The organism is Streptomyces puniciscabiei, from assembly GCF_006715785.1.
GTDB lineage: Bacteria > Actinomycetota > Actinomycetes > Streptomycetales > Streptomycetaceae > Streptomyces > Streptomyces puniciscabiei.
This window is the reverse complement of record NZ_VFNX01000001.1, coordinates 3,109,671-3,133,490: the sequence shown is the minus strand read 5'-3', so window position 1 is coordinate 3,133,490 and position 23,820 is coordinate 3,109,671. Positions and strand designations below refer to the sequence as shown.

At 69.4% G+C, this 23,820-nt stretch carries 17 protein-coding genes and 1 tRNA gene; 9 read left to right on the top strand and 9 right to left on the bottom strand.

Annotated features, from left to right (window positions below):
* Positions 1-102: 102 nt before the first annotated feature.
* The 8 genes from FB563_RS14300 to rpmH all read right to left on the bottom strand — a co-directional run bounded on the left by FB563_RS14300 (position 103) and on the right by rpmH (position 6,079).
* On the bottom strand, positions 103-1,197 hold the full coding sequence (locus FB563_RS14300) for a ParB/RepB/Spo0J family partition protein (protein WP_055707462.1): 1,095 nt from the start codon (positions 1,195-1,197) through the stop codon (positions 103-105).
* Positions 1,194-2,267: a ParA family protein gene (locus FB563_RS14295; protein WP_079048890.1), complete on the bottom strand. Its 1,074-nt coding sequence runs from the start codon at positions 2,265-2,267 to the stop codon at positions 1,194-1,196. The genes FB563_RS14300 and FB563_RS14295 overlap by 4 nt, the downstream gene beginning before the upstream one ends.
* 265 nt (positions 2,268-2,532) lie before the next feature.
* Complete coding sequence (gene rsmG, locus FB563_RS14290; protein WP_055707460.1) at positions 2,533-3,249, bottom strand: 16S rRNA (guanine(527)-N(7))-methyltransferase RsmG; 717 nt, start codon at positions 3,247-3,249, stop codon at positions 2,533-2,535.
* 116 nt (positions 3,250-3,365) lie between these two features.
* Positions 3,366-3,878 carry a Jag family protein gene (locus FB563_RS14285; RefSeq protein ID WP_055707459.1) on the bottom strand — a complete coding sequence of 171 codons (513 nt, stop codon included), beginning with the start codon at positions 3,876-3,878 and terminating at the stop codon, positions 3,366-3,368.
* Positions 3,879-3,893: 15 nt separating this feature from the next.
* Positions 3,894-5,174 carry a membrane protein insertase YidC gene (gene yidC, locus FB563_RS14280; RefSeq protein WP_055707458.1) on the bottom strand — a complete coding sequence of 427 codons (1,281 nt, stop codon included), beginning with the start codon at positions 5,172-5,174 and terminating at the stop codon, positions 3,894-3,896.
* A gap of 3 nt (positions 5,175-5,177) precedes the next feature.
* Positions 5,178-5,552 (bottom strand): membrane protein insertion efficiency factor YidD, encoded by a 375-nt coding sequence (yidD, locus tag FB563_RS14275; protein WP_055707457.1) that lies wholly within the window; start codon positions 5,550-5,552, stop codon positions 5,178-5,180.
* On the bottom strand, positions 5,549-5,920 hold the full coding sequence (gene rnpA, locus FB563_RS14270) for a ribonuclease P protein component (RefSeq protein WP_079048889.1): 372 nt from the start codon (positions 5,918-5,920) through the stop codon (positions 5,549-5,551). Before rnpA ends, yidD begins: the two co-directional genes overlap by 4 nt.
* Positions 5,921-5,941: 21 nt before the next feature.
* A complete protein-coding gene (gene rpmH, locus FB563_RS14265; protein ID WP_003956500.1) occupies positions 5,942-6,079 on the bottom strand; it encodes a 50S ribosomal protein L34 in 138 nt (45 codons plus the stop codon).
* Between the two features lie 395 nt (positions 6,080-6,474).
* On the opposite strand from rpmH, the gene dnaA reads away from it, so the two are divergent.
* From dnaA to FB563_RS14215, 9 genes are all read left to right on the top strand, one after another.
* Positions 6,475-8,478, top strand: coding sequence for a chromosomal replication initiator protein DnaA (dnaA, locus tag FB563_RS14260; RefSeq protein WP_079048888.1), 2,004 nt, complete (start codon positions 6,475-6,477; stop codon positions 8,476-8,478).
* An 883-nt stretch (positions 8,479-9,361) separates the two neighbouring features.
* Entirely contained in the window at positions 9,362-10,492 is a 1,131-nt protein-coding gene (gene dnaN, locus FB563_RS14250) for a DNA polymerase III subunit beta (protein ID WP_055707454.1), read from the top strand.
* A 193-nt stretch (positions 10,493-10,685) separates the two neighbouring features.
* On the top strand, positions 10,686-11,561 hold the full coding sequence (gnd, locus tag FB563_RS14245) for a phosphogluconate dehydrogenase (NAD(+)-dependent, decarboxylating) (protein WP_055707453.1): 876 nt from the start codon (positions 10,686-10,688) through the stop codon (positions 11,559-11,561).
* 103 nt (positions 11,562-11,664) lie between these two features.
* Positions 11,665-12,786: a DNA replication/repair protein RecF gene (recF, locus tag FB563_RS14240; protein WP_055707452.1), complete on the top strand. Its 1,122-nt coding sequence runs from the start codon at positions 11,665-11,667 to the stop codon at positions 12,784-12,786.
* On the top strand, positions 12,783-13,331 hold the full coding sequence (locus tag FB563_RS14235) for a DciA family protein (RefSeq protein ID WP_055707451.1): 549 nt from the start codon (positions 12,783-12,785) through the stop codon (positions 13,329-13,331). Before recF ends, FB563_RS14235 begins: the two co-directional genes overlap by 4 nt.
* Positions 13,332-13,705: 374 nt before the next feature.
* The gene (gyrB, locus tag FB563_RS14230) at positions 13,706-15,784 is read left to right on the top strand and encodes a DNA topoisomerase (ATP-hydrolyzing) subunit B (protein ID WP_055707450.1); all 2,079 of its coding nucleotides are present in this window, start codon (positions 13,706-13,708) and stop codon (positions 15,782-15,784) included.
* A gap of 42 nt (positions 15,785-15,826) precedes the next feature.
* Complete coding sequence (gene gyrA, locus FB563_RS14225) at positions 15,827-18,421, top strand: DNA gyrase subunit A (protein ID WP_055707449.1); 2,595 nt, start codon at positions 15,827-15,829, stop codon at positions 18,419-18,421.
* 18 nt (positions 18,422-18,439) lie between these two features.
* Positions 18,440-19,177, top strand: a complete 738-nt coding sequence (locus FB563_RS14220) for a DUF3566 domain-containing protein (RefSeq protein ID WP_079048887.1) — start codon at positions 18,440-18,442, stop codon at positions 19,175-19,177.
* Between the two features lie 112 nt (positions 19,178-19,289).
* Positions 19,290-19,363 (top strand) — tRNA-Ile (locus tag FB563_RS14215).
* Positions 19,364-19,574: 211 nt separating this feature from the next.
* On the opposite strand, the gene FB563_RS14210 is transcribed toward FB563_RS14215, so the two are convergent.
* A complete protein-coding gene (locus tag FB563_RS14210) occupies positions 19,575-23,672 on the bottom strand; it encodes a WD40 repeat domain-containing protein (protein WP_055707447.1) in 4,098 nt (1,365 codons plus the stop codon).
* Between the last annotated feature and the right edge of the window lie 148 nt (positions 23,673-23,820).

Below are 23,820 nucleotides of genomic sequence, written 5' to 3'. Positions count from 1 at the left end.
ATGCGATTCGTTCGATACCGCCTCAAAGCAAAGAGCGGGCGGTGTTCCGGTACACACCGGACACAGCCCGCTCTCTATACGGCCGAGTGGGTCGGACCAGGGTCAGTCGTCCTGCTCGTCCGTGTTCTGCAGCTCCTGCGGCAGTACCGGCCCCTCGCCGGGAGCGAGCGTGCTCAGAATCCGCTGAAGATCGTCGACCGAGGCGAACTCGACGGTGATCTTGCCCTTCTTCTGACCGAGGTCGACCTTCACCCGTGTCTCGAAGCGGTCCGACAGGCGGGTCGCCAGCTCGTTCAGGGCCGGGGACAGCCGGGAGCCGGCACGCGGCCCCTTGGGACGCTGGGGCTTCTGCGGCCGCGAGCCCATGAGGGTCACGATCTCCTCGACGGCTCGCACCGACAGCCCCTCGGCCACGATGCGGTGAGCCAGCCGGTCCTGCTCCTCGGAGTCCTCGATGGACAACAGTGCCCGGGCGTGCCCGGCAGAGAGGACACCGGCAGCCACCCGCTTCTGCACAGCCGGCGAGAGCTTCAGCAGCCGCAGCGTGTTGGAGACCTGGGGCCGGGAGCGCCCGATCCGGTCGGCCAGCTGATCATGCGTGCAGTTGAAGTCCTTCAGCAGCTGGTCGTAGGCGGCCGCCTCTTCCAGCGGGTTCAGCTGTGCGCGGTGCAGGTTCTCCAGCAGCGCGTCCAGAAGGAGCTTCTCGTCCTCCGTGGCCCGGACGATCGCCGGGATGGCCTCCAGGCCGGCCTCGCGGCAGGCCCGCCAACGACGCTCGCCCATGATCAGTTCATAGCGGGCGGGCCCCAGCTGCCTTACGACGACGGGCTGCAGCAGACCGACCTCCTTGATGGAGGTGACCAGCTCCTGGAGGGCGTCCTCGTCGAAGACATCACGCGGCTGGCGCGGGTTGGGTGAGATCGCGTCGAGGGGGATCTCGGCGAAGTGCGCGCCCATCGGAGGGGCCGGCGTCTCCATGGCGGGGCCTGCTGGGGGCTCGTCGGTTTCATGTGAAACCGGCGGCAGCGTGGCCACCTTCGCCGCGGCGACCCCGCGGTCGGTCGTCAGTACCGGGACTGCCGCGGGGGAGGCGGAGGCCCCGCCTCCCAAGGCGGCCGGAGCCGGATTCTTCTCCGTCGGGGCAGCGGGGATCAGTGCGCCGAGACCACGGCCCAGCCCCCTCCGTCGCTCACTCACTGGATCCCCTCCACCATGCTTGGGTCGTTCTGGACGGCGCTGTGGGCCTGGCTCGCGTCATAGCTGATGCCGATGCCCTTCAGCGCGATTTCTCGGGCCGCCTCGAGATACGAGAGGGCACCGCTCGATCCAGGATCGTAGGTCAGCACCGTCTGCCCGTAACTCGGCGCCTCGGAGATACGGACCGAGCGGGGAATGCTTGTCCGCAGCACCTCGTCACCGAAGTGGGTGCGCACCTCTTCCGCGACCTGGGAGGCGAGACGCGTCCGGCCGTCGTACATGGTGAGCAGGATGGTCGACACATGCAGCGTGGGGTTGAGGTGCCCCCGCACCAAGTCGACGTTGCGCAGCAGCTGGCCCAGGCCCTCGAGTGCGTAGTACTCGCACTGGATCGGGATCAGGACCTCCTGGCCCGCCACCAGCGCGTTGACCGTCAACAGGCCGAGCGAGGGCGGGCAGTCGATGAGGATGTAGTCCAACGGCTGTTCATACGCCTGGATCGCCCTCTGCAGTCGGCTCTCACGGGCCACCAGGGACACCAGCTCGATCTCCGCACCGGCGAGATCGATGGTGGCGGGGGCACAGAAGAGACCTTCCACGTCGGGGACCGGCTGGACGACCTCGGCGAGGGGCTTGCTCTCCACCAACACGTCGTAGATGGAAGGAACTTCGGCGTGGTGGTCGATCCCCAGGGCGGTGGACGCGTTGCCCTGCGGGTCGAGGTCGATCACGAGGACCCGGCCGCCGTGCAGAGCGAGCGACGCAGCAAGGTTGACGGTGGTCGTCGTCTTGCCCACGCCGCCCTTCTGGTTGGCGACCACGATGACTCTGGTCTGCTCCGGCCGTGGCAGGCCTTCGCCGGCGCGGCCCAGAGCCTCTACCGCCAGTTGGGCCGCACGACCGATCGGAGTGTCGTCCATCGGAGGCGGTGTTTCACGTGAAACATCCGCCCCCATCGACTCGGTACGGGGACCGGGGACCGGATCGGTCATCGGTCCCGCGATGTTGGCGTCGGACCGCAAGGATTCACTCTCCTCGACTTCAGGCTCGCAATGAACAGAGCCTCCCATGTCTTCGGGGTCGTGAACCAGTGAGGCCTGGTGTTCTGTGGAGAAATCCACCTCTGTGGACAACTCCGTTGCCCCTCCGAGTGAACCGAGAGGCTTTCGGTCGCGAGGTTCGGCGGCAGCGCGGCCTCGACTGATGATCCCGTGCAGCAGTGAGCGACGTTTCACGTGAAACACGATGCACAGCGACACCGACCGGACCTTTGCGACACTCCGTCCTGCGTAGGTTTGGCAGCTTGTGTGGAGTACGTCTCCTGGCCAGAACGGATCAGCGACGGCGACGTGTCCGGCCCGTTCGCGCCGCCTTCGCCCGCTTCGCCGCGAACCGCACACCGCCCGGGCTCTCCCCGACCTCGACCCGCACCACCGTGGACATCGGGTCCACGATGCCCTCACCCACATGCAGGATCGACGTCTCGACCGCGCCGAGCTTGCTCAGCGCTGTGCCCGCGGCCTTCAGCTCCTCCTCGGCGGTGTCTCCCTTCAGCGCGAGCATCTCGCCGTAGGGGCGCAGCAGCGGGATGCCCCAGGCGGCCAGACGGTCCAGCGGGGCCACGGCCCGCGCGGTCACCACATGGACCGGCGGCAGCTTGCCCAGGACCTCCTCGGCACGGCCCCGCACCACCGTGACGTGGTCCAGGCCGAGCAGCTCGACGACCTCGGTGAGGAAGTTGGTGCGTCGCAGCAGCGGCTCCAGCAGGGTGATGTTCAGGTCTTCCCGGACCAGGGCCAGCGGGATGCCGGGCAGGCCGGCGCCGGAGCCGACATCGCAGACCGTCACTCCCTCGGGGACGGCCTCGGAGAGCACCGCGCAGTTCAGCAGATGCCGCTCCCACAGGCGGGGCACTTCCCGCGGGCCGATCAGGCCGCGCTGCACGCCCGCCTCGGCAAGCAGCTCCGCGTAGCGGACCGCATCGGCGAAGCGATCACCAAACACTTCCCGCGCCTGCTCGGGCGCGGGGGGAAGCTCCGCTGCCTCCGTCACGGGGACCGTCCTTCCGTACCGCGCCGGCGCTTCACGCACCGGCCACCAGAACTACCAGGCTGACAAAGTTCGGCCCCGTCTGCTCAACAGACGGGGCCGGTGAAACGTGGGGCCGATCAGGCGGGCAGCACGACGACGAACCGCTGCGGCTCCTCGCCCTCGGACTCGCTGCGCAGCCCCGCGGCCTTGACCGCGTCGTGCACGACCTTGCGCTCGAACGGGGTCATCGGCTTGAGCTTGACGGGCTCGCCGGTGTTCTTTGCCTCGGCAGCGGCCTTGGCGCCGATCTCGGACAGCTCGGACCGCTTCTTGGCCCGGTAACCCGCGACGTCCAGCATCAGCCGGCTCCGGTCGCCGGTCTCCCGGTGCACCGCCAGGCGCGTCAGCTCCTGCAGGGCCTCCAGTACCTCGCCGTCCCGGCCGACCAGCTTCTGCAGGTCACGGGTGCCGGTGTCGCTGATGATCGACACGGAGGCGCGGTCGGCCTCGACGTCCATGTCGATGTCGCCGTCGAGGTCGGCGATGTCCAGCAGACCCTCCAGGTAGTCCGCCGCGATCTCACCCTCCTGCTCCAGGCGGGTCAGGGCGTCTGCACCCTCGGCAGCGGCGGAGGTGGTGCCTTCCGTCACGGGATGGACTCCTTCTTACTTCTTGGACGGGGACTTGGGCCGCTGCGGGCCACCCTTGCGCTGGCCGGACTGGGCCTTGCTGCGGGTGCCGGAGCTGGGCTTCGGGGCCTGCTGGGCAGCGGTGGGCTTGGCGTCCTGCGGCTCGTCGGACTTCTCCAGCGAGGTGGACCCGCCGGCCTGCTTGGGCCCGCCGGACTGACGCTGTGCCTTCGACTGGCGCTTGGGCTGCTGGCGCCGGGCGGCGGTGCCGGTGCCGGCCTCCGAGGTGGTCTCCACACCGTCAGCGGTCTGCGCCGTGGCCTGGGCCACGCTCTTCACCACGGTGCCGTCGGTCTGGGCGGCGAGCCCGGCCTTGTTCAGGGCGTTGACGAACTTGCGCTCGAACTCGTTGCGGTCGCGGCCCTTGGCGACGATCGCCTTGACGATGGCCTTCTCGCTGCGCCGGCGGACCTTGCCGTGGTGCGTGACGTGCTTGGTCAGGCGCTCCAGGTAGGCGGCCTGGGCCTTAGAACCCGGGGTCGGGTTGTTGTGGATGACGTACATCTGCTGGCCCATGGTCCACACGTTGGTGGTCAGCCAGTAGATGAGGACGCCGACGGGGAACCGGATACCGAAGAAGGCGAACATGACCGGGAAGACGTACATCAGCATCTTCTGCTGCTGCATGAACGGCGTCTTCACCGTGGTGTCGACGTTCTTCGTCATCAGCTGGCGCTGTGTGTAGAACTGCGACCCCGACATCAGGACGATCATGATCGCGGTGACGACCCGGACGTCGGTCAGCGACGCACCGAGCTTCGCCACCGTGTCGGCGCTGTCCAGGAACTTCGCGGCCAGCGGGGCGCCGAAGATGTGGGCCTTCTGGGCGCTCGCCAGGAGGCTCTGGTTGATGACGCCGATGGTCTTGCCCGACGCGATGCCGTTGAGCACGTGGTACAGGGCGAAGAAGAACGGGGACTGCGCCAGGATGGGAAGGCACGAGGAGAGCGGGTTGGTGCCCGCGTCCTTGTACAGCTTCATCATCTCTTCGGACTGACGCTGTTTGTCGTTCTTGTAGCGCTCCTGGATCTTCTTCATCTCCGGCTGGAGCGTCTGCATGGCCCGCGTCGACTTGATCTGCTTCACGAAGAGCGGGATCAGGCAGATACGGATCAGGATCACCAGGGACACGATCGACAGGCCCCAGGCCCACCCGGTGTCGGGGCCGAAGATGGCGCCGTACATCTTGTGGAACTGGACGATGACCCATGAGACGGGTGTCGTGATGAAGCTGAAGAGGCTGGCAATCGTGTCCACTAATCATGCTCCTTGGGCATGGGACGAGGTCTCTGCGGCCGGGCTCGGAGGAAGCTCGGAAGAAGGACTCTCGGGCTTCGCTTCGGTGGCCGGTTCGGCGGCGGAGGGCCCCGCCTTGCGTGCGCGCCAAGCGTTGCGCAGCATTTCGTGCCACCGCGGGCGCTTGCGCGGCGGAACATGGTCCACACCACCCAGCGACCACGGATTGCACCGGAGGATGCGCCAGGCGGTGAGCGCCGTTCCCTTGATCGCACCGTGCCGGTCGATGGCCGTGTAGCCGTAGTGGGAGCACGACGGGTAGTACTTGCACACCGGCCCCAGCAGTGGACTGATCGTCCACTGGTACAGCTTGATCAGAGCCAGCAGCGGGTACTTCATCGCGCGCCCCCTCCCAGCAGCCGCTGAACGGCGGCATCCAGGTCTCGGGCCAGCTGTGCGTGGTCTGCGTCGCCCGCTCCGGGCAGCGCTCGTACGACTACCAGGCTACCGGGGGGGAACAGGGCGACTCGGTCACGCATCAGATGACGCAGTCTGCGCTTCACTTTGTTGCGCACGACCGCTCCACCCACGGCCTTGCTCACGACGAAACCCGCACGCGTCGGGGGAGCGCTCTCCCCAGGCGCGTGCGGGTCCGTGGCACCGCTACGAAGGTGGACGACGAGGGTCGGGCGTCCTGCCCGGCGACCTCGTCGGACCGCGGTCGCGAAGTCCTCGCGCCGCCTCAGCCGGTTCTCGGTGGGCAGCACGACGTCATGACCTGATCGGGATCAGGCGGACAGGCGGGCGCGACCCTTGCTGCGGCGGGACGCGAGAATCGCGCGGCCGGCACGGGTGCGCATACGCAGCCGGAAGCCGTGGGTCTTCGCGCGACGACGGTTGTTCGGCTGGAAGGTGCGCTTGCTCACTCGGGGGCTCCAGAAAGAAATCGGTAGTGGCGGGTGCCGTCTTGGCTGTCACCGTGCGCCCACGAGTAGCTCGCGTCACGCCCGAGTGCACCGCTTCCCGATCACCTGACGTGACCTGTGCCCATCGGAGGCAGGCGGCAGCAGCCATCGACAACTCGACCTGGTTACGGTACGCGGGGCTGCGGCATCCGGTCAAACCGGGGGGCGCGGAGAGACACTATCCACAGGCTGGGGACAACAACTTGAACCGCACCCGCCGCGCTGACTACCGTGGCTGAACTCCGATTCGTTCTTTTGTCCCCCGCCCCGGCGGGTTTGACCCACCGACCACCCGAAGTACCCCCCGACCCGTCCCGCGATCACACGTTCGTGGGACCTGTGAGAGAGCGTGCCCTGTGGCTGACGTACCCGCCGATCTTGCCGCAGTGTGGCCGCGAGTACTCGAACAGCTCCTCGGTGAGGGCCGCGGACAGGGTGTCGAGGCGAAGGACGAGCACTGGATCCGCCGCTGCCAGCCGCTCGCGCTGGTCGCGGACACCGCTCTGCTCGCCGTACCGAACGAATTCGCGAAGGGCGTACTGGAGGGCCGTCTCGCACCGGTCGTCAGCGAGACGCTGAGCCGCGAGTGCGGCCGCCCCATCCGTATCGCGATCACCGTGGACGACTCCGCGGGCGAGCCGCCGGCTCCGGCGGCGCCGGTGCCGCAGCCGCCCAAACCGCGCTACGAGGAGCCCGAGCTGCCGTCCGGCCCGTCGTACGAGGAACGTTCGTACGAGGAACGGTCGTACGAGGGCTACGGCCGCCACCGCGCTGTCGAGCAGCCGCCGGTCGAGCAGCAGCACCGCGCCGACCAGTTGCCCACCGGCCGCGCGGACCAGCTCCCCGTCGTACGCCCGGCGTACCCCTCCGAGTACCAGCGCCGCGAGCCCGGCACCTGGCCGCGGCCCACGCAGGACGAGTACGGCTGGCAGCAGCCGCGGCTCGGCTTCCCCGAGCGCGACCCGTACGCGTCGCCGTCGTCCCAGGACGCCTACGGCTCCGGACCCGAGGGTTACGGCTCCGGCCCCGACAGCTACGGCTCGCCGTCCCCGGACTACCGCTCGCAGGGCATGGACCGTCCGTCGTACGAGCAGCAGCGCGGCGAGTACGACGGCCCGCGCGCCGACTACGACTCCGCGCGCTCCGAGTACGACCCGTCCCGCACCGAGTACGACCAGCGCGACCCCGTCCGCCGTGAGCTGCCCGAGCAGCCGGCGGTCGGCGGCCCGGCACACCGCGGCGGCCCCGGCCGGCCGGACCTGCCCTCGACCGGCGCTCCCGGCCCGCTGGCCGCACAGCCCGCGCCGGCCAGCGGTCCCGGCGAGCCGACGGCACGGCTGAACCCGAAGTACCTCTTCGACACCTTCGTCATCGGGGCCTCCAACCGCTTCGCGCACGCGGCCGCGGTCGCCGTCGCCGAGGCACCGGCGAAGGCCTACAACCCCCTTTTCATCTACGGCGAGTCGGGGCTCGGCAAGACGCATCTGTTGCACGCCATCGGGCACTACGCGCGCAGCCTCTACCCGGGCACGCGCGTGCGGTACGTGAGCTCGGAGGAGTTCACCAACGAGTTCATCAACTCCATCCGCGACGGCAAGGGCGACAGCTTCCGCAAGCGCTACCGGGAGATGGACATCCTGCTCGTCGACGACATCCAGTTCCTCGCGGACAAGGAGTCGACGCAGGAGGAGTTCTTCCACACCTTCAACACGCTCCACAACGCGAACAAGCAGATCGTGCTGTCCAGCGACCGGCCGCCCAAGCAGCTGGTCACCCTGGAGGACCGCCTGCGGAACCGTTTCGAGTGGGGTCTGATCACCGACGTCCAGCCGCCCGAGCTGGAGACGCGCATCGCGATCCTGCGCAAGAAGGCGGTTCAGGAGCAGCTCAACGCTCCGCCGGAGGTACTGGAGTTCATCGCCTCGCGGATCTCGCGGAACATCCGTGAGCTGGAGGGCGCGCTGATCCGGGTGACCGCGTTCGCCTCGCTCAACCGCCAGCCGGTCGACCTCGGCCTGACCGAGATCGTGCTGAAGGACCTGATCCCCGGTGGCGAGGACAGCGCGCCGGAGATCACGGCCACGGCGATCATGGCGGCCACCGCCGACTACTTCGGGCTGACGGTGGACGACCTGTGCGGCACCTCGCGCGGCCGCGCGCTGGTCACGGCCCGGCAGATCGCCATGTATCTGTGCCGGGAGCTGACGGACCTGTCGCTGCCGAAGATCGGGGCGCAGTTCGGCGGGCGCGACCATACGACCGTCATGCACGCCGACCGCAAGATCCGTGCGCTCATGGCCGAGCGCCGGTCGATCTACAACCAGGTGACCGAGCTGACGAACCGGATCAAGAACGGCTGACGGCGGCTGACGCCGGTCGTACGCCTGCGCAGAGGGCGCCTTCGGGACACGTGTCCCGGGGGCGCCCTTCGTCATGGGCTGCCCGCGGTGCTCGGTCCGCGGCCACGACGGCTGTCACCGACTGTTCGATTCCGCGCCTGGTTACGGCCACTCTCCACAGATTCGCTGGGTTTCTTCCGTCCACATCCTGGGGACTGTGGAGTTGTCCCGAACGGCGTCCACAGGGAGCCCGTTCATACGGCGTCCGCCCAGCTCAGTCGCCTGTGGAATCGTGGACGAACGATCTCCACAGACTGTGGACGAAGGCAAGATCCACAGGCTGTGCATGAAGTTTTCCACTGACGACCCACAGGCCCACGGCGGTTGTCCCCAGTGAACCCCGGCTTCTCCACATGGCTGTCCACTGTTCGGCAACGCGCCCCACCCGCTCACCTCCTCGAGTGAAAGGCGTCACACGAAGGTGCCGGATTGGGGTGTGGGAAACGTGGGTAAACCTGGGGACACAGCTGGGGAGAACTGCCTTCAGGCTGTGGGCGGGGTGTGCAGAACTTTCCGTTCTCCACAGATGCCCCCGGTTGTCCACCGCCACCACCCACAGGCCCGGTGGACAAAATCTTGGCCCTGAGCTGGGCAAACGGGGTTATCCACGGTATCCACAGGCCCTACTACTACTCCCGACTAGAGAAAGCTCGGCAATCGTTTTGAAGCGGGGCCTGTGCACAACTCGCTGTCTCGCGCCCGGCTGCCTCCCGGAGCGACTTGACCCCGACAGGCACCTACTGTCAGTGCGGTGCGTCAGACTGGTCCCCGGTGTCCTTCCCTCCGCAGTGGGCGGTGACACCGAGTCGGAGGACTCAGTAGCAACAGCAGGAGGCGGCTTACGGTGAAGATCCGGGTGGAACGCGACGTACTCGCGGAGGCAGTGGCGTGGGCGGCACGCAGCCTCCCGGCCCGTCCGCCGGCGCCTGTCCTCGCCGGCCTCCTCCTCAAGGCCGAGGACGGCCAGCTGAGCCTGTCGAGCTTCGACTACGAGGTCTCGGCGCGCGTGTCCGTGGAAGCCGAAGTCGAGGAGGAGGGCACCGTCCTCGTCTCCGGCCGGCTGCTCGCCGACATCTCCCGCGCTCTGCCCAACCGGCCGGTGGAGATTTCCACAGACGGTGTACGGGCGACCGTGGTCTGTGGGTCCTCCCGGTTCACCCTGCACACCCTGCCTGTGGAGGAGTACCCGGCGCTGCCGCAGATGCCGAACGCGACCGGCACCGTCCCCGGCGAGGTCTTCGCGGCCGCCGTGTCCCAGGTGGCCATCGCCGCCGGCCGTGACGACACGCTGCCCGTCCTCACCGGTGTGCGCATCGAGATCGAGGGCGACACGGTCACCCTGGCCTCCACCGACCGCTACCGCTTCGCCGTCCGCGAGTTCCTGTGGAAGCCGGAGAACCCGGACGCTTCCGCGGTCGCCCTGGTGCCTGCCAAGACCCTCCTGGACACCGCCAAGTCGCTCGGTGCCGGTGACAGCGTGACGCTGGCGCTGTCCGGCTCGGGCGCGGGCGAGGGCCTGATCGGTTTCGAGGGCGCCGGGCGTCGTACGACCACGCGTCTGCTCGAGGGCGACCTGCCGAAGTACCGCACGCTGTTCCCGACCGAGTTCAACACGGTCGCCGTGATCGAGACCGCGCCCTTCGTGGAGGCCGTCAAGCGTGTGGCGCTGGTGGCCGAGCGGAACACCCCGGTGCGGCTGAGCTTCGAGCAGGGTGTGCTGATCCTGGAGGCCGGGTCCAGCGACGACGCACAGGCTGTGGAAAGGGTCGACGCCCAGCTGGACGGCGACGACATCTCCATCGCCTTCAACCCGACGTTCCTGCTCGACGGTCTGAGCGCGATCGACTCCCCGGTGGCCCAGCTGTCGTTCACGACGTCCACGAAGCCGGCGCTGCTCAGCGGGAAGCCGGCGGTGGATGCCGAGGCCGACGACGCGTACAAGTACCTGATCATGCCGGTGCGGCTCAGCGGCTGACGGTTTTCCACAGCTGTGCATGGTGCCGGGTGCTCCTGTGGAGCCCCCGGTGCTGGTGGACGGCGGGGTTGCGGCGCGCGAGTTTCCGCAGGTGAGCGCGTATGCCCACAGCTGTGCACGAAGGGTCGCGACTAGGCTCGGCCCGGCACCAAGGTGCCTGTCACGCCACACAGCGACCTAAGGAACACAACTGATGGAGCTCGGTCTCGTCGGCCTCGGCAAGATGGGCGGCAACATGCGCGAGCGGATCCGCCGCGCGGGCCACACCGTCATCGGATACGACCGCAACGCGGACCTCGCGGATGTCCACAGCCTGGAAGAGCTTGTGGGCAAGCTCAGCGGGCCGCGCGTGGTCTGGGTGATGGTCCCGGCGGGCGAGCCCACCCAGACGACCATCGACCAGCTGGCCGAGCTGCTGGAGCCCGGTGACGTGGTCGTGGACGGCGGCAACTCCCGGTGGACCGATGACGAGAGGCACGCCCGGGAGCTGGCCGCCAAGGGCATAGGCTTCGTCGACTGCGGTGTCTCCGGCGGCGTCTGGGGCCTGGAGAACGGGTACGCGCTGATGTACGGCGGCGACGCCGAGAACGTCGCCAAGGTGCAGCCGGTCTTCGACGCGCTGAAGCCGGAGGGCGACTTCGGCTCGGTGCACGCCGGCAAGGTCGGCGCGGGCCACTTCGCGAAGATGGTCCACAACGGTATCGAGTACGCGATGATGCAGGCCTACGCCGAGGGCTGGGAGCTGCTGGAGAAGGTCGACTCCGTGGACAACGTCCGCGAGGTCTTCCGCTCCTGGCAGGAGGGCACCGTCATCCGCTCCTGGCTGCTCGACCTCGCGGTCAACGCGCTGGACGACGACGAGCACCTGGAGGGTCTGCGCGGTCATGCACAGGACTCCGGTGAGGGACGCTGGACTGTGGAGGCCGCGATCGACAACGCGGTGCCGCTGCCGGCGATCACCGCGTCGCTGTTCGCGCGGTTCTCCTCCCGCCAGGAGGACTCGCCGCAGATGAAGATGATCGCCGCGCTGCGCAACCAGTTCGGCGGTCACGCCGTGGAGAAGAAGTAATCCACAGGGATCCCTAGGGATCCACAGAGATCCACGGGGCCGCTCCCGCGAGCCCCGTGATCCACAGTCGATCAGCACTCTGGGGAAGGCCGGCGAAACGACCATGCACGTCACGCACCTTTCGCTGGCCGACTTCCGCTCGTACGCCCGGGCCGAGGTGCCGCTGGACCCGGGCGTCACCGCCTTCGTCGGCCCCAACGGGCAGGGCAAGACCAACCTCGTGGAGGCGGTCGGATACCTCGCCACCCTCGGCAGCCACCGTGTGGCCTCCGACGCGCCCCTGGTTCGGATGGGCGCCGAGCGGGCCGTCATCCGGGCGCAGGTCCGGCAGGGCGAGCGCCAGCAACTGGTCGAGCTGGAGCTGAACCCGGGCAAGGCCAACCGGGCCCGCATCAACCGGTCCTCGCAGGTCAGACCGAGGGACGTGCTGGGGATCGTACGGACGGTGCTGTTCGCGCCGGAGGATCTCGCCCTCGTCAAGGGCGACCCGGGCGAGCGGCGGCGGTTCCTCGACGAGCTGATCACGGCCCGGTCGCCGCGCATGGCCGGGGTGCGCTCCGACTACGAGCGGGTCCTCAAGCAGCGGAACACCCTGCTCAAGACGGCCGCCCTGGCGCGCCGGCACGGCGGGCGCTCCATGGACCTGTCCACGCTCGACGTGTGGGACCAGCATCTGGCGCGCGCGGGCGCCGAGCTGCTCGCCCAGCGGCTGGACCTGATCGCAGCGCTGCAGCCGCTGGCCGACAAGGCCTACGAGCAGCTGGCCCCGGGCGGCGGGCCGCTGGCGCTGGAGTACAAGCCGTCCGCGCCCGGTGAGGCCCACGCGCGCGAGGAGCTCTACGCCCAGCTGATGGCGGCCCTGGCGGAGGCGCGCAAGCAGGAGATCGAGCGCGGCGTCACCCTCGTGGGCCCTCATCGTGATGATTTGATTCTCAAACTCGGTCAGCTGCCCGCCAAGGGGTACGCCTCCCACGGCGAGTCCTGGTCCTACGCGCTCGCCCTGCGCCTGGCCTCCTACGACCTGCTGCGGGCCGAGGGCAACGAGCCGGTGCTGGTCCTGGACGACGTCTTCGCCGAGCTGGACACGCGCCGGCGGGAGCGGCTGGCCGAACTGGTCGCGCCCGGCGAGCAGGTGCTGGTCACCGCCGCCGTGGACGACGACGTACCGCAGGTACTGGCCGGGGCGCGGTTCGCCGTGTCCGGCGGGACGGTGGAACGCGTATGAGCACCGACGAACCCACCCCTGCGAGCCCGCAGAAGAGCGGGAACGAACCCTCCGGTGTGGACCTCGCGCGCGTGGCGCTCCGCGCGGCGAAGGAACAGGCACGCGCGCGTGGTGACGCGGCGCGGCAGAAGAAGCAGGCCCGGCGAGGCGGCGGGCTGCGCTCCGGCGCGCGCGCCGACGGCCGCGATCCGATGGCGCTGGGCGCCGCGATCAACCGGCTGCTGACCGAGCGGGGCTGGGAGACGCCGGCGGCGGTGGGCGGTGTGATGGGCCGCTGGCCGCAGATCGTCGGTGAGGACCTGGCGAAGCACTGCGTGCCGCAGCGTTACGACGAGGACGAGCGCGTGCTGATCGTGAGTTGCGACTCGACGGCCTGGGCGACCCAGCTGCGCCACCTCGCGCCCGCGCTGGTCGCCCGTCTCAACGAGGATCTCGGGCACGGCACCGTACGGATGATCAAGGTGCTCAATCCCGGCGGTCCGGCCCGCCGCTACGGACCGCTGCGCGCTCCCGGGAGCTCGGGGCCCGGCGATACGTACGGGTGACGTACATCACGTCGAAAAGGGGGACCGAGGTGTCGGTGCGGCGCCGTGCCCACGGTGTGGAGAGCCGCCGCAGCAGTGGCGGATCGCCATCTGACCCCCCGGTAGCCAAGGGTTGACGGCTCGAAGCGCTGAGTGCCGCTGTGAGCCCCTTGGAGCCCCCTTCCGTATATCGGGACCCGATCGAGGCCGGTTCAGGGCGGCACATGGGGACTCAGGTACCGGCAAACCCCCATCGATGTCAGAGCTACCGGTAGACTGGGAGACAATCCCGCCCCACTGTGGGGACCGCCCGGGAAAAGCTGAGCAACGCTGATCAAGGCTTACCACCGCAACATGCCGCAGCCGCTCCGGCAAACCGCCGACGAGCCCGGCTCGTGCTGTGCCAGAAAGGGCGCTTCGTGGCCGATTCCGGCAACCCCAACGAGAACATCCCGTCCACCGACGCCGGCGTGAACGGCGAGCCCGCCGAGGCCACCGCCTCGGCTTCGTACGACGCCAGCGCCATTACCGTGCTCGAAGGGCTGGACGCGGTCCGCAAGCGGCCCGGCATGTACATCGGTTCCACGGGCGAGCGCGGTCTGCACCACCTGGTGTACGAGGTCGTCGACAACTCGGTCGACGAGGCGCTGGCCGGTTACGCGGACACGATCGACGTCACGATCCTCGCCGACGGCGGCGTCCGGGTCGTCGACAACGGCCGCGGCATCCCGGTCGGCATCGTGCCCTCCGAGGGCAAGCCGGCCGTCGAGGTCGTGCTGACCGTGCTGCACGCGGGCGGCAAGTTCGGCGGCGGCGGTTACGCCGTCTCCGGCGGTCTGCACGGTGTGGGGGTGTCCGTCGTGAACGCCCTGTCCACGAAGGTCGCCGTCGAGATCAAGACCGACGGCCACCGCTGGACGCAGGACTACAAGCTCGGCGTCCCGACGGCCCCGCTCGACAAGCACGAGGCCACGGACGAGACCGGTACGTCGGTCACCTTCTGGGCCGACCCGGACATCTTCGAGACCACCGAGTACTCCTTCGAGACGCTGTCGCGGCGTTTCCAGGAGATGGCGTTCCTCAACAAGGGTTTGACGATCAAACTCACCGACGAGCGCGAGTCGGCGAAGGCCACGAGCGGCGCGGACGAGGCGGGCGCGGACGAGAAGGCCGAGGTCAAGACCGTCACGTACTACTACGAGGGCGGCATCGTCGACTTCGTGAAGTACCTCAACTCCCGCAAGGGAGAGGTCGTGCACCCCACGATCATCGACCTGGAGGCCGAGGACAAGGACAAGAGCCTGTCCCTCGAGGTCGCGATGCAGTGGAACAGCGGCTACAGCGAGGGCGTGTACTCCTTCGCGAACATCATCCACACCCATGAGGGCGGTACGCACGAAGAGGGTTTCCGGGCCGCGCTGACCTCGCTGATCAACAAGTACGCGCGCGACAAGAAGCTGCTGCGTGAGAAGGACGACAACCTCACCGGTGACGACATCCGCGAGGGTCTGACCGCGATCATCTCGGTCAAGCTGAGCGAGCCGCAGTTCGAGGGCCAGACGAAGACCAAGCTGGGCAACACGGAGGCCAAGACCTTCGTGCAGAAGGCGGTCTACGAGCACCTCAACGACTGGCTGGACCGCAACCCGGTCGAGGCCGCGGACATCGTCCGCAAGGGCATCCAGGCGGCCACCGCGCGCGTGGCGGCCCGCAAGGCGCGCGATCTGACCCGCCGCAAGGGCCTGCTGGAGTCGGCGTCCCTGCCGGGCAAGCTCTCCGACTGCCAGTCGAACGACCCCACCAAGTGCGAGATCTTCATCGTCGAGGGTGACTCCGCCGGCGGCTCGGCCAAGTCCGGCCGGAACCCGCAGTACCAGGCGATCCTCCCGATCCGCGGCAAGATCCTCAACGTGGAGAAGGCCAGGATCGACAAGATCCTGCAGAACCAGGAGATCCAGGCGCTGATCTCGGCCTTCGGCACGGGTGTGCACGAGGACTTCGACATCGAGAAGCTCCGCTATCACAAGATCATCCTGATGGCGGACGCCGATGTCGACGGCCAGCACATCAGCACGCTGCTGCTCACCTTCCTGTTCCGCTTCATGCGGCCGCTGGTCGAGGCCGGTCACGTGTACCTGTCCCGCCCCCCGCTGTACAAGATCAAATGGGGCCGGGACGACGTGGAGTACGCCTACTCCGACCGCGAGCGCGACGCCCTGATCGAGATGGGCCGCCAGCGCGGCAAGCGCGTCCGCGAGGACTCGATCCAGCGCTTCAAGGGCCTCGGCGAGATGAACGCCGAGGAGCTGCGCGTGACCACGATGGACCAGGAGCACCGGGTCCTCGGCCAGGTCACCCTGGACGACGCCGCGCAGGCCGACGACCTGTTCTCGGTCCTCATGGGCGAGGACGTCGAGGCCCGCCGCCAGTTCATCCAGCGCAACGCCAAGGACGTCCGCTTCCTCGACATCTGAGTCGGTCTCAGCTGACCGCACCAGGAAGGAACTTCACCAGCAATGGCCGACGAGAACACTCCGGAAACCCCTGACACCGAGGGCGGCGAGCTCGTGATGCGCGTCGAGCCCGTCGGGCTCGAGACGGAGATGCAGCGCTCGTACCTGGACTACGCGATGTCCGTCATCGTGTCCCGTGCGCTGCCCGACGTCCGGGACGGCCTCAAGCCCGTCCACCGGCGCGTGCTGTACGCGATGTACGACGGCGGCTACCGCCCCGACCGCGGCTTCTACAAGTGCGCCCGTGTCGTCGGCGACGTCATGGGCAACTACCACCCGCACGGCGACAGTTCGATCTACGACGCCCTGGTGCGCCTCGCGCAGCCGTGGTCGATGCGGATGCCGCTGGTGGACTCCAACGGCAACTTCGGCTCCCCGGGCAACGACCCGGCGGCCGCCATGCGGTACACCGAGTGCAAGATGGCGCCGCTGTCGATGGAGATGGTCCGCGACATCGACGAGGAGACCGTCGACTTCACGGACAACTACGACGGCCGTTCCCAGGAGCCGACCGTCCTGCCGGCCCGCTTCCCGAACCTGCTGATCAACGGCTCGGCCGGGATCGCGGTCGGCATGGCGACCAACATCCCGCCGCACAACCTGCGCGAGGTCGCGGCCGGCGCCCAGTGGTACCTGGAGAACCCCGAGGTCTCGCACGAGGAACTGCTGGACGCGCTCATGGAGCGCATCAAGGGCCCGGACTTCCCGACGGGCGCCCTGGTGGTGGGCCGCAAGGGCATCGAGGAGGCGTACCGCACCGGGCGCGGCTCCATCACGATGCGCGCGGTCGTCGAGGTCGAGGAGATCCAGGGCCGGCAGTGCCTGGTGGTGACCGAGCTGCCGTACCAGGTGAACCCGGACAACCTGGCGCAGAAGATCGCCGACCTGGTGAAGGACGGCAAGATCGGCGGCATCGCGGACGTCCGTGACGAGACCAGCTCCCGTACGGGCCAGCGCCTCGTCATCGTGCTGAAGCGCGACGCGGTCGCCAAGGTCGTGCTGAACAACCTGTACAAGCACACCGACCTGCAGACGAACTTCGGCGCGAACATGCTGGCGCTGGTCGACGGCGTGCCGCGCACCCTCTCGCTGGACGCGTTCATCCGCCACTGGGTGACGCACCAGATCGAGGTCATCGTCCGCCGTACCCGCTTCCGGCTGCGCAAGGCCGAGGAGCGCGCGCACATCCTGCGCGGTCTGCTGAAGGCCCTGGACGCCATCGACGAGGTCATCGCGCTGATCCGGCGCAGCGAGACCGTCGATGTCGCGCGCAGCGGCCTGATGGACCTGCTGGAGATCGACGAGATCCAGGCCAACGCGATCCTCGAGATGCAGCTGCGGCGACTGGCGGCCCTGGAGCGGCAGAAGATCGTCCAGGAGCACGACGAACTCCAGGCGAAGATCAACGAGTACAACGAGATCCTCGCCTCCCCGGTCCGCCAGCGCGGGATCGTCAGCGAGGAGCTGGCCGCGATCGTCGAGAAGTACGGCGACGACCGCGCGACCAAGCTGATCCCGTACGAGGGCGACATGTCCATCGAGGACCTGATCGCCGAGGAGGACATCGTCGTCACGGTCACCCGCGGCGGCTACGTCAAGCGGACCAAGACGGACGACTACCGGGCGCAGAAGCGCGGCGGCAAGGGCGTGCGCGGAACGAAGCTGAAGGAAGACGACATCGTCGACCACTTCTTCGTCTCCACCACGCACCACTGGCTGCTGTTCTTCACCAACAAGGGCCGGGTGTACCGGGCGAAGGCGTACGAACTGCCCGAGGCCGGCCGCGACGCGCGCGGGCAGCACGTGGCGAACCTGCTCGCCTTCCAGCCCGACGAGGCGATCGCCGAGATCCTGGCCATCCGGGACTACGAGGCGGCGCCGTACCTGGTGCTGGCCACCAAGTCCGGTCTGGTCAAGAAGACGCCTCTGAAGGATTACGATTCGCCCCGCTCCGGCGGTGTGATCGCGATCAACCTGCGTGAGCGCGAGGACGGCAGCGACGACGAGCTGATCGGTGCGGAGCTGGTCTCGGCCGACGACGACCTGCTTCTGATCAGCAAGAAGGCACAGTCGATCAGGTTCACCGCCACGGACGACTCCCTGCGCCCGATGGGCCGCGCCACCTCCGGCGTGAAGGGCATGAGTTTCCGTGAAGGCGATGAACTTCTGTCGATGAATGTTGTTCGACCCGGTACGTTCGTGTTCACTGCCACCGACGGCGGGTACGCGAAGCGGACCGCTGTCGACGAGTACCGCGTCCAGGGCCGCGGCGGCCTCGGTATCAAGGCCGCCAAGATCGTGGAGGACCGTGGTTCGCTCGTCGGGGCGCTGGTCGTCGAGGAGACCGACGAGATCCTCGCGATCACCCTCTCCGGCGGTGTGATTCGTACGCGAGTCAACGAAGTCAGGGAGACGGGCCGTGACACCATGGGCGTCCAACTGATCAACCTGGGCAAGCGCGATGCCGTGGTCGGTATCGCACGAAACGCCGAGGCGGGGCGCGAGGCGGAGGAGGTCGACGGCGAGGAGTCCGTCGACGCCGCCGAGGGGGCTCAGGCCATCGGCACGGACGAGGGTGAGGCGCCCTCGGCCGAGTAGCACGAGGAGAGAGTCATCGTGAGCGGAGCCACGGGCGCCGGATCGGCCGGTACCCCCACGGGTACGGAAGCGGACGGAGGCGGCCGTGGCTCCGCCGCGCACGGGGCGGGTGCGGGGAGTACGACCGACCCGCACACGACCAACCTGAAGCCGGTACAGGTGCCTGCGAAGGACGCCGCCGGCGCGTCTGGACCCCAGGGGGGAACTGTGACGGACACCCGAGGCCCGGCCGCCGCGGCCGGCGAGGCGCAGTCGTCGTCTCCGCTCCCCGGGGAGCGGCGCCCGGAGCAGCCCTCCGGGCCGTACCACCCGCCGCAGGCCTATCCGGCCCAGCCGCCCGCCGGCGCCGTACGCCGTCCGCGCACCGGCGCGCGTACGGCACCGCGCACCCGCAAGGCCCGGCTGCGGGTGGCCAAGGCCGACCCGTGGTCGGTGATGAAGGTCAGCTTCCTGCTCTCCATCGCGCTCGGCATCTGCACGATCGTCGCCTCGGCGGTGCTGTGGATGGTCCTGGACGCGATGGGCGTGTTCTCGTCGGTGGGCGGCACCATCTCGGAGGCGACCGGCTCGAACGAGGGGAACGGCTTCGATCTCCAGGCGTTCCTGTCGCTCCCCCACGTCCTGACGTTCACGACGATCATCGCGGTCATCGACGTGGTCCTGGCCACGGCCCTGGCGACACTCGGCGCGTTCATCTACAACCTCTCCGCGGGCTTCGTGGGCGGTATCGAGCTGACCCTGGCGGAGGACGAGTGAACCGCCTTCCCGCGCGCCGGTGACGGGCCTGCGACAACCGATTTTGGGACTGACGTGGTCGTGCGCTAATCTTCAGGAGTCAGCGCGCGGGACACACACCGCAGAGCGCGGCGGGGCTATAGCTCAGTTGGTTAGAGCGCATCCCTGATAAGGATGAGGCCACAGGTTCAAATCCTGTTAGCCCCACAGCACGAAGACCCCCGGTCCGGATGGATCGGGGGTCTTCTTCATGTGCATCGGGGGGCTTCCTCGTGCGCGGAGTGCCGGCGAGTGGCGGGCATGAAAAGGCCCGACCGCTGGCGACGGGGGATGCACCAGCGATCGGGCTGTGGCCAAGGGTAACAAGCCCGGGCGCCTCGTGGGGGCAAGTCGATCGAGAATGAGTCAGGTTGGCCGATCAGTTACCGCACGGGGGGTCGTAGGAGAGGCGGGGCAGGTACTCGTGCCACTTCTGCGGGGTCAGCACGCCCCGGGTGACCGAGCAGATGTGCTCGATCGCCGCGGCGGGGTCCAGGTTCCACAGGCGGACCGTGTCCGTGCCGCTGGAGAGGCCGAGGACGTTGCTCGTGCGGCTGAACGACAGGAAGGTGCCCGACCTGGCGTTGGGGCTCATCGACTGGCCGATGGGGGTCGCCGCGGCGGGGTCGGTGACGTTCCACAGCCGGACGGTGTTGTCGTTGCCGCCGCTGGCCAGAACGTGCCCGTCCGGGCTGAACGTCAACAGCTTGACGGCCTCGGTGTGGCCGGTGAGCGGCGCACCGAGCGCGGTCGCCGAGGCGGGGTCGGTGACGTTCCACAGCCGGACCGTGTCGTCGTCGCTGCCGCTGGCCAGAACATGCCCGTCCGGGCTGAAAGCGAGCGCGTTGACCGGTCCGGAGTGGTCCGTGAGCCGACCGAGCGCGGACGGGTGGGCCGGGTCGGTGACGTTCCAGAGGCGGACCGTGCTGTCCGCGCTGCCGGAGGCGAGGGTCCGCCCGTCAGGGCTGAAGGTGATCGCGTTGACGTAGCCCCGGTGGCCCGTGAGCGGCTTGCCGAGCGCGGCGGGGTGCGCGGGGTCGGTGACGTCCCACAACTGGACGGTGGTGTCGTCGTAGGCGGTGGCCAGGGTACGGCCGTCCGGGCTGAAGGCGAGCGTGGCCGGCCCCGCGAAGCGCGTCCGCAGGGCGATGGGCGATCCGGCGACCACCGGGTGCGACGGATCGCCGACCTTCCACAGATACACCGTGTGGTCGTAGGTGAGGACGGCGAGGAGGCGGCCGTCGGGGGAGAACCGCAGCGAGCGATGGCCGGCGTCTCCCCGCATGAACGGCTTGCTCAGCAGCACCGGCCGGTCGGGCCGCGTTACGTTCCACAGCCGGAGCCTGCCGTCCCGCGCCGCCGTGCCCAGTACCCGCCCGTCCGGCCGGAACGCGCCGGTGCGGCCGACGATGTCCGAGGTCGGCAGCGACCACAGGCGTACCTTGCCGTCGCCGCTGCCGGTGGCGAGGGTGCGCCCGTCGGGGCTGAAGCCCAGCGCGTACATCTCCCCGCTGCTGCCGGCGAACGGCTCTCCGACCTGCGACGGGGACGAGGGGTCGCTGACGTTCCACAGGCTCGCCGTGCTGTCCGCGCTCGCGGCGGCCAGATTGCTGCCGTCCGGGCTGAAGGCCACCGACCAGATCGGCCCGGTGTGCCCGGCCAGCGGTGTGCCGAGCGCGGAAGGGTGGGCGGGGTCGGTGACGTTCCACAGCCGGACCGTGTCGTCGGCGCTGCCGGAGGCGAGGGTGTGCCCGTCGGGGCTGAACGCCACCGAGTGCACGAGGTCCGTGTGGCCCTTCAGCACGGTGCGGTACGGCCTCGGCCGGCGCGGGTCGGCCACGTTCCACAGCAGGATCGTGTCGTCGTCACCGCCCGCCGCGAGGGTGCGCCCGTCGGGGCTGAACGCGACGCTGCGCACCGCGGCGCTGTGCCCGCGCAGGGCGCCGAGCGCACTCGGCCGGTGCGGGTCGGCCACGTTCCACAGCCGTATCGTGTGGTCCTCGCCGGCCGAGGCCAGTGTGCGTCCGTCCGGGCTGAAGGCGATCAGGTAGATCGTGCCCAGGTGGCCGGCGAGCGGCTTGCCGAGCCGCTTCGGCTGAGCGGGGTCGGTGACGTCCCACAAACGGATCGTCCCGTCGTCCCCCGCGCTGGCGAGGATGTGCCCGTCCGGGCTGAAGACCGCGCTGCTCACCCAGCTGGTGTGGCCGGTCAGCGGCCTGCCGAGCGGCGTGGGCCGGCGCGGGTCGGCCACGTTCCACAGCCGGACGGTGCGGTCGTAGCTGGCCGTGGCCAGCGTTCTGCCGTCGGGGCTGAAGGAGGTGAGGTAGACCGCCCCGGTGTGGCCGGACAGGGGGATGGCCAGCGGCGCGTTCACGATCGAGATCAGCCTGCTGTAGGTGCCCTCGTCGTCCGGGCGCAGATGGTGGGCGACCAGGTCGATCTCGGCGGCCAGGGACGGATCCGTGCTCTGGACCCGGTCGGCCTCGGCGAGCACCTGCTCGAAGACCGCGTCGTCCCGCTGCTGCCAGGCGATCACGGCCGACCCGCCCGCGACCAGGGCCAGCACCACCAGCGCCGCCACCGCGGCCCGGCTCAGCCACACCGAGCGCTTGCGCAGCCGGACCGCCGCGGCCAGGAACTCCACCGCGCTGCGGGTCAGATACGTGTCCCCGGCCGACCGCGCCCAGGTGCGGGCCTGCTCCAGCCGGGAGCCCCGGTAGAGCAGCGAGCTGTCCCGGCCTGAGTCCTCCCAGGCCCGGCCGTCCTCCTCCAGCCGCTGGCGCAGCAGCTGGTCACCCCGGTCGTCGTCGATCCAGTTCCGCAGCCGGGGCCAGGCGTGGAGCAGCGCCTCATGGGTGATCTCCACGGTGTCCGCGTCCAGCGTCACCAGCCGGGCTTGTACGAGGGCCTCCAAGGACTCCTCGGTCTTGCCGGGGTCCGCCGACTCCTCCGCCAGCTGCCGCCGGGTGCCGCGCCGCCGCGTTGCCTGGGTGTCCTCGCCGAGCCTGACCAGGCGCAGCAGGAGCAGCCGCGCGGCGCTGCGGGCCGCGGGGTCCAGCCCCGACCAGGCACGCTCGGCGGTCGCCGCGACCGCTCCCTGGATCCCGCCCGCCGCGCGGTAGCCGGCCAGCGTCAGCCGTCCGGCCTTGCGACGCTGCCAGGTGGCGAGCAGGGCGTGCGAGAGCAGCGGCAGCACGCCCGCGTCGTGTGCCCCGCGCGGCCCGTCGGCGCTGACCTCGCGGACGATCAGCTCGGCGAGCCCCGCCTCCAGTTCCAGACCCACCGCCTTGGCCGGGCCGGTCACGGCCTCGCGCAGCTCGGTGCTGGTCAGCGGGCCGAGCACCATGTGGCGGTGCTGGAGGGCGTCGGCCAGTTCCGGGTAGCCGAGGCACTGCTCGTAGAAGTCGGCGCGGATACCGAGGACGACGAGCACCGGGGCGGGCTCGTCCGAGCCGGCGGGCGGGGTGCAGGCGGCGTGCAGCAGCTGGATGAACGTACGCCGGTCCGCCTCGTCGGAGCAGAGGGTGAAGGCTTCCTCGAACTGGTCCACGACGATGACGGTGCGGCACTCCTGGGACGCCTCGCGGCGGGCCCACTCGGACACGGCCTCGTGGACCGCCCGGGCCACCTGGGGGGAGTCGGAGCCGGGAACCACCGGATTCCGCGTGGCCTCCTGCTCGGCCCGGCGCGCGTCGGCGGCGACCGTTCCGAGATCGGGGATACGGCGAACCAGCTCACCGAGGGGGTCGGCGCCGGGGACGAGGTGCAGGACGCAGTCGGCGGTTTCCTGCAGAGTCCGGGCGCTCGTGTGCGGCATACCGGTGCCGCGTCCGTCGCGCAGCGCGCCGCCGCGTACGGCGGGCACCAGGCCGGCGTTCAGCAGGGAGGACTTCCCCGCTCCTGAGGCGCCGACCAGCATCACCAGACCGCCGGTCCGCTCGGCGGCGCGGAGCTGGGCGATGAGCGCGCTCGTGCTCCGTTCCCGGCCGAAGAACCACCGGGCGTCCTCCTGCCGGTAGGGCGCGAGGCCCCGGTACGGGCAGACGCCTCCGGTGACGGGCGGGGCCTGGACGGGGGGCTCCCGGTTCTCCTCGGCGGGCGGCATCGGCCGGTCGCCCACCGGGTCGGCCAGCGCCCGCTCCCACAGCCGCTGCCAGTGCGCGAGGTCGTACAGGCCCGTGGACACCGGCGCGGGCCGCAGCCGACGTGCCTCCGGTATCAGGATGTGCAGCACCGCCGCGAGGGCCGTGAACTGGGCCGGCACGTTCTTGGCCCGGCGCCAGTCGCTGATCCGCTGCGCGGACACCCGCACGGGCCGGCCGCGCTCGTCGACCCGCTGCAGCCGTACGACCGCCTCGGCGACGCTCTTGAGGGGAGGGTTTCCAGCCTCCTTGTACAGCAGCGCAAGGCGCTCGGCGAAAGCTGTGCGTGCCCCTGAGTCGGAACTCAAGGTCCCACCCCTTACTTCCCCCCGCATCTGGACGTCCGGACCGGAAAACTCACCCTATACGGCTGACCTGCGGATAAGCGCCGGACCGGAGATCGCGGTCTCCTCGTCGTGGGCGGCAGATGGCAGGATCCGGACCCGGTAGCGGACCCATCACACACCGTCCGGACAGGCCACG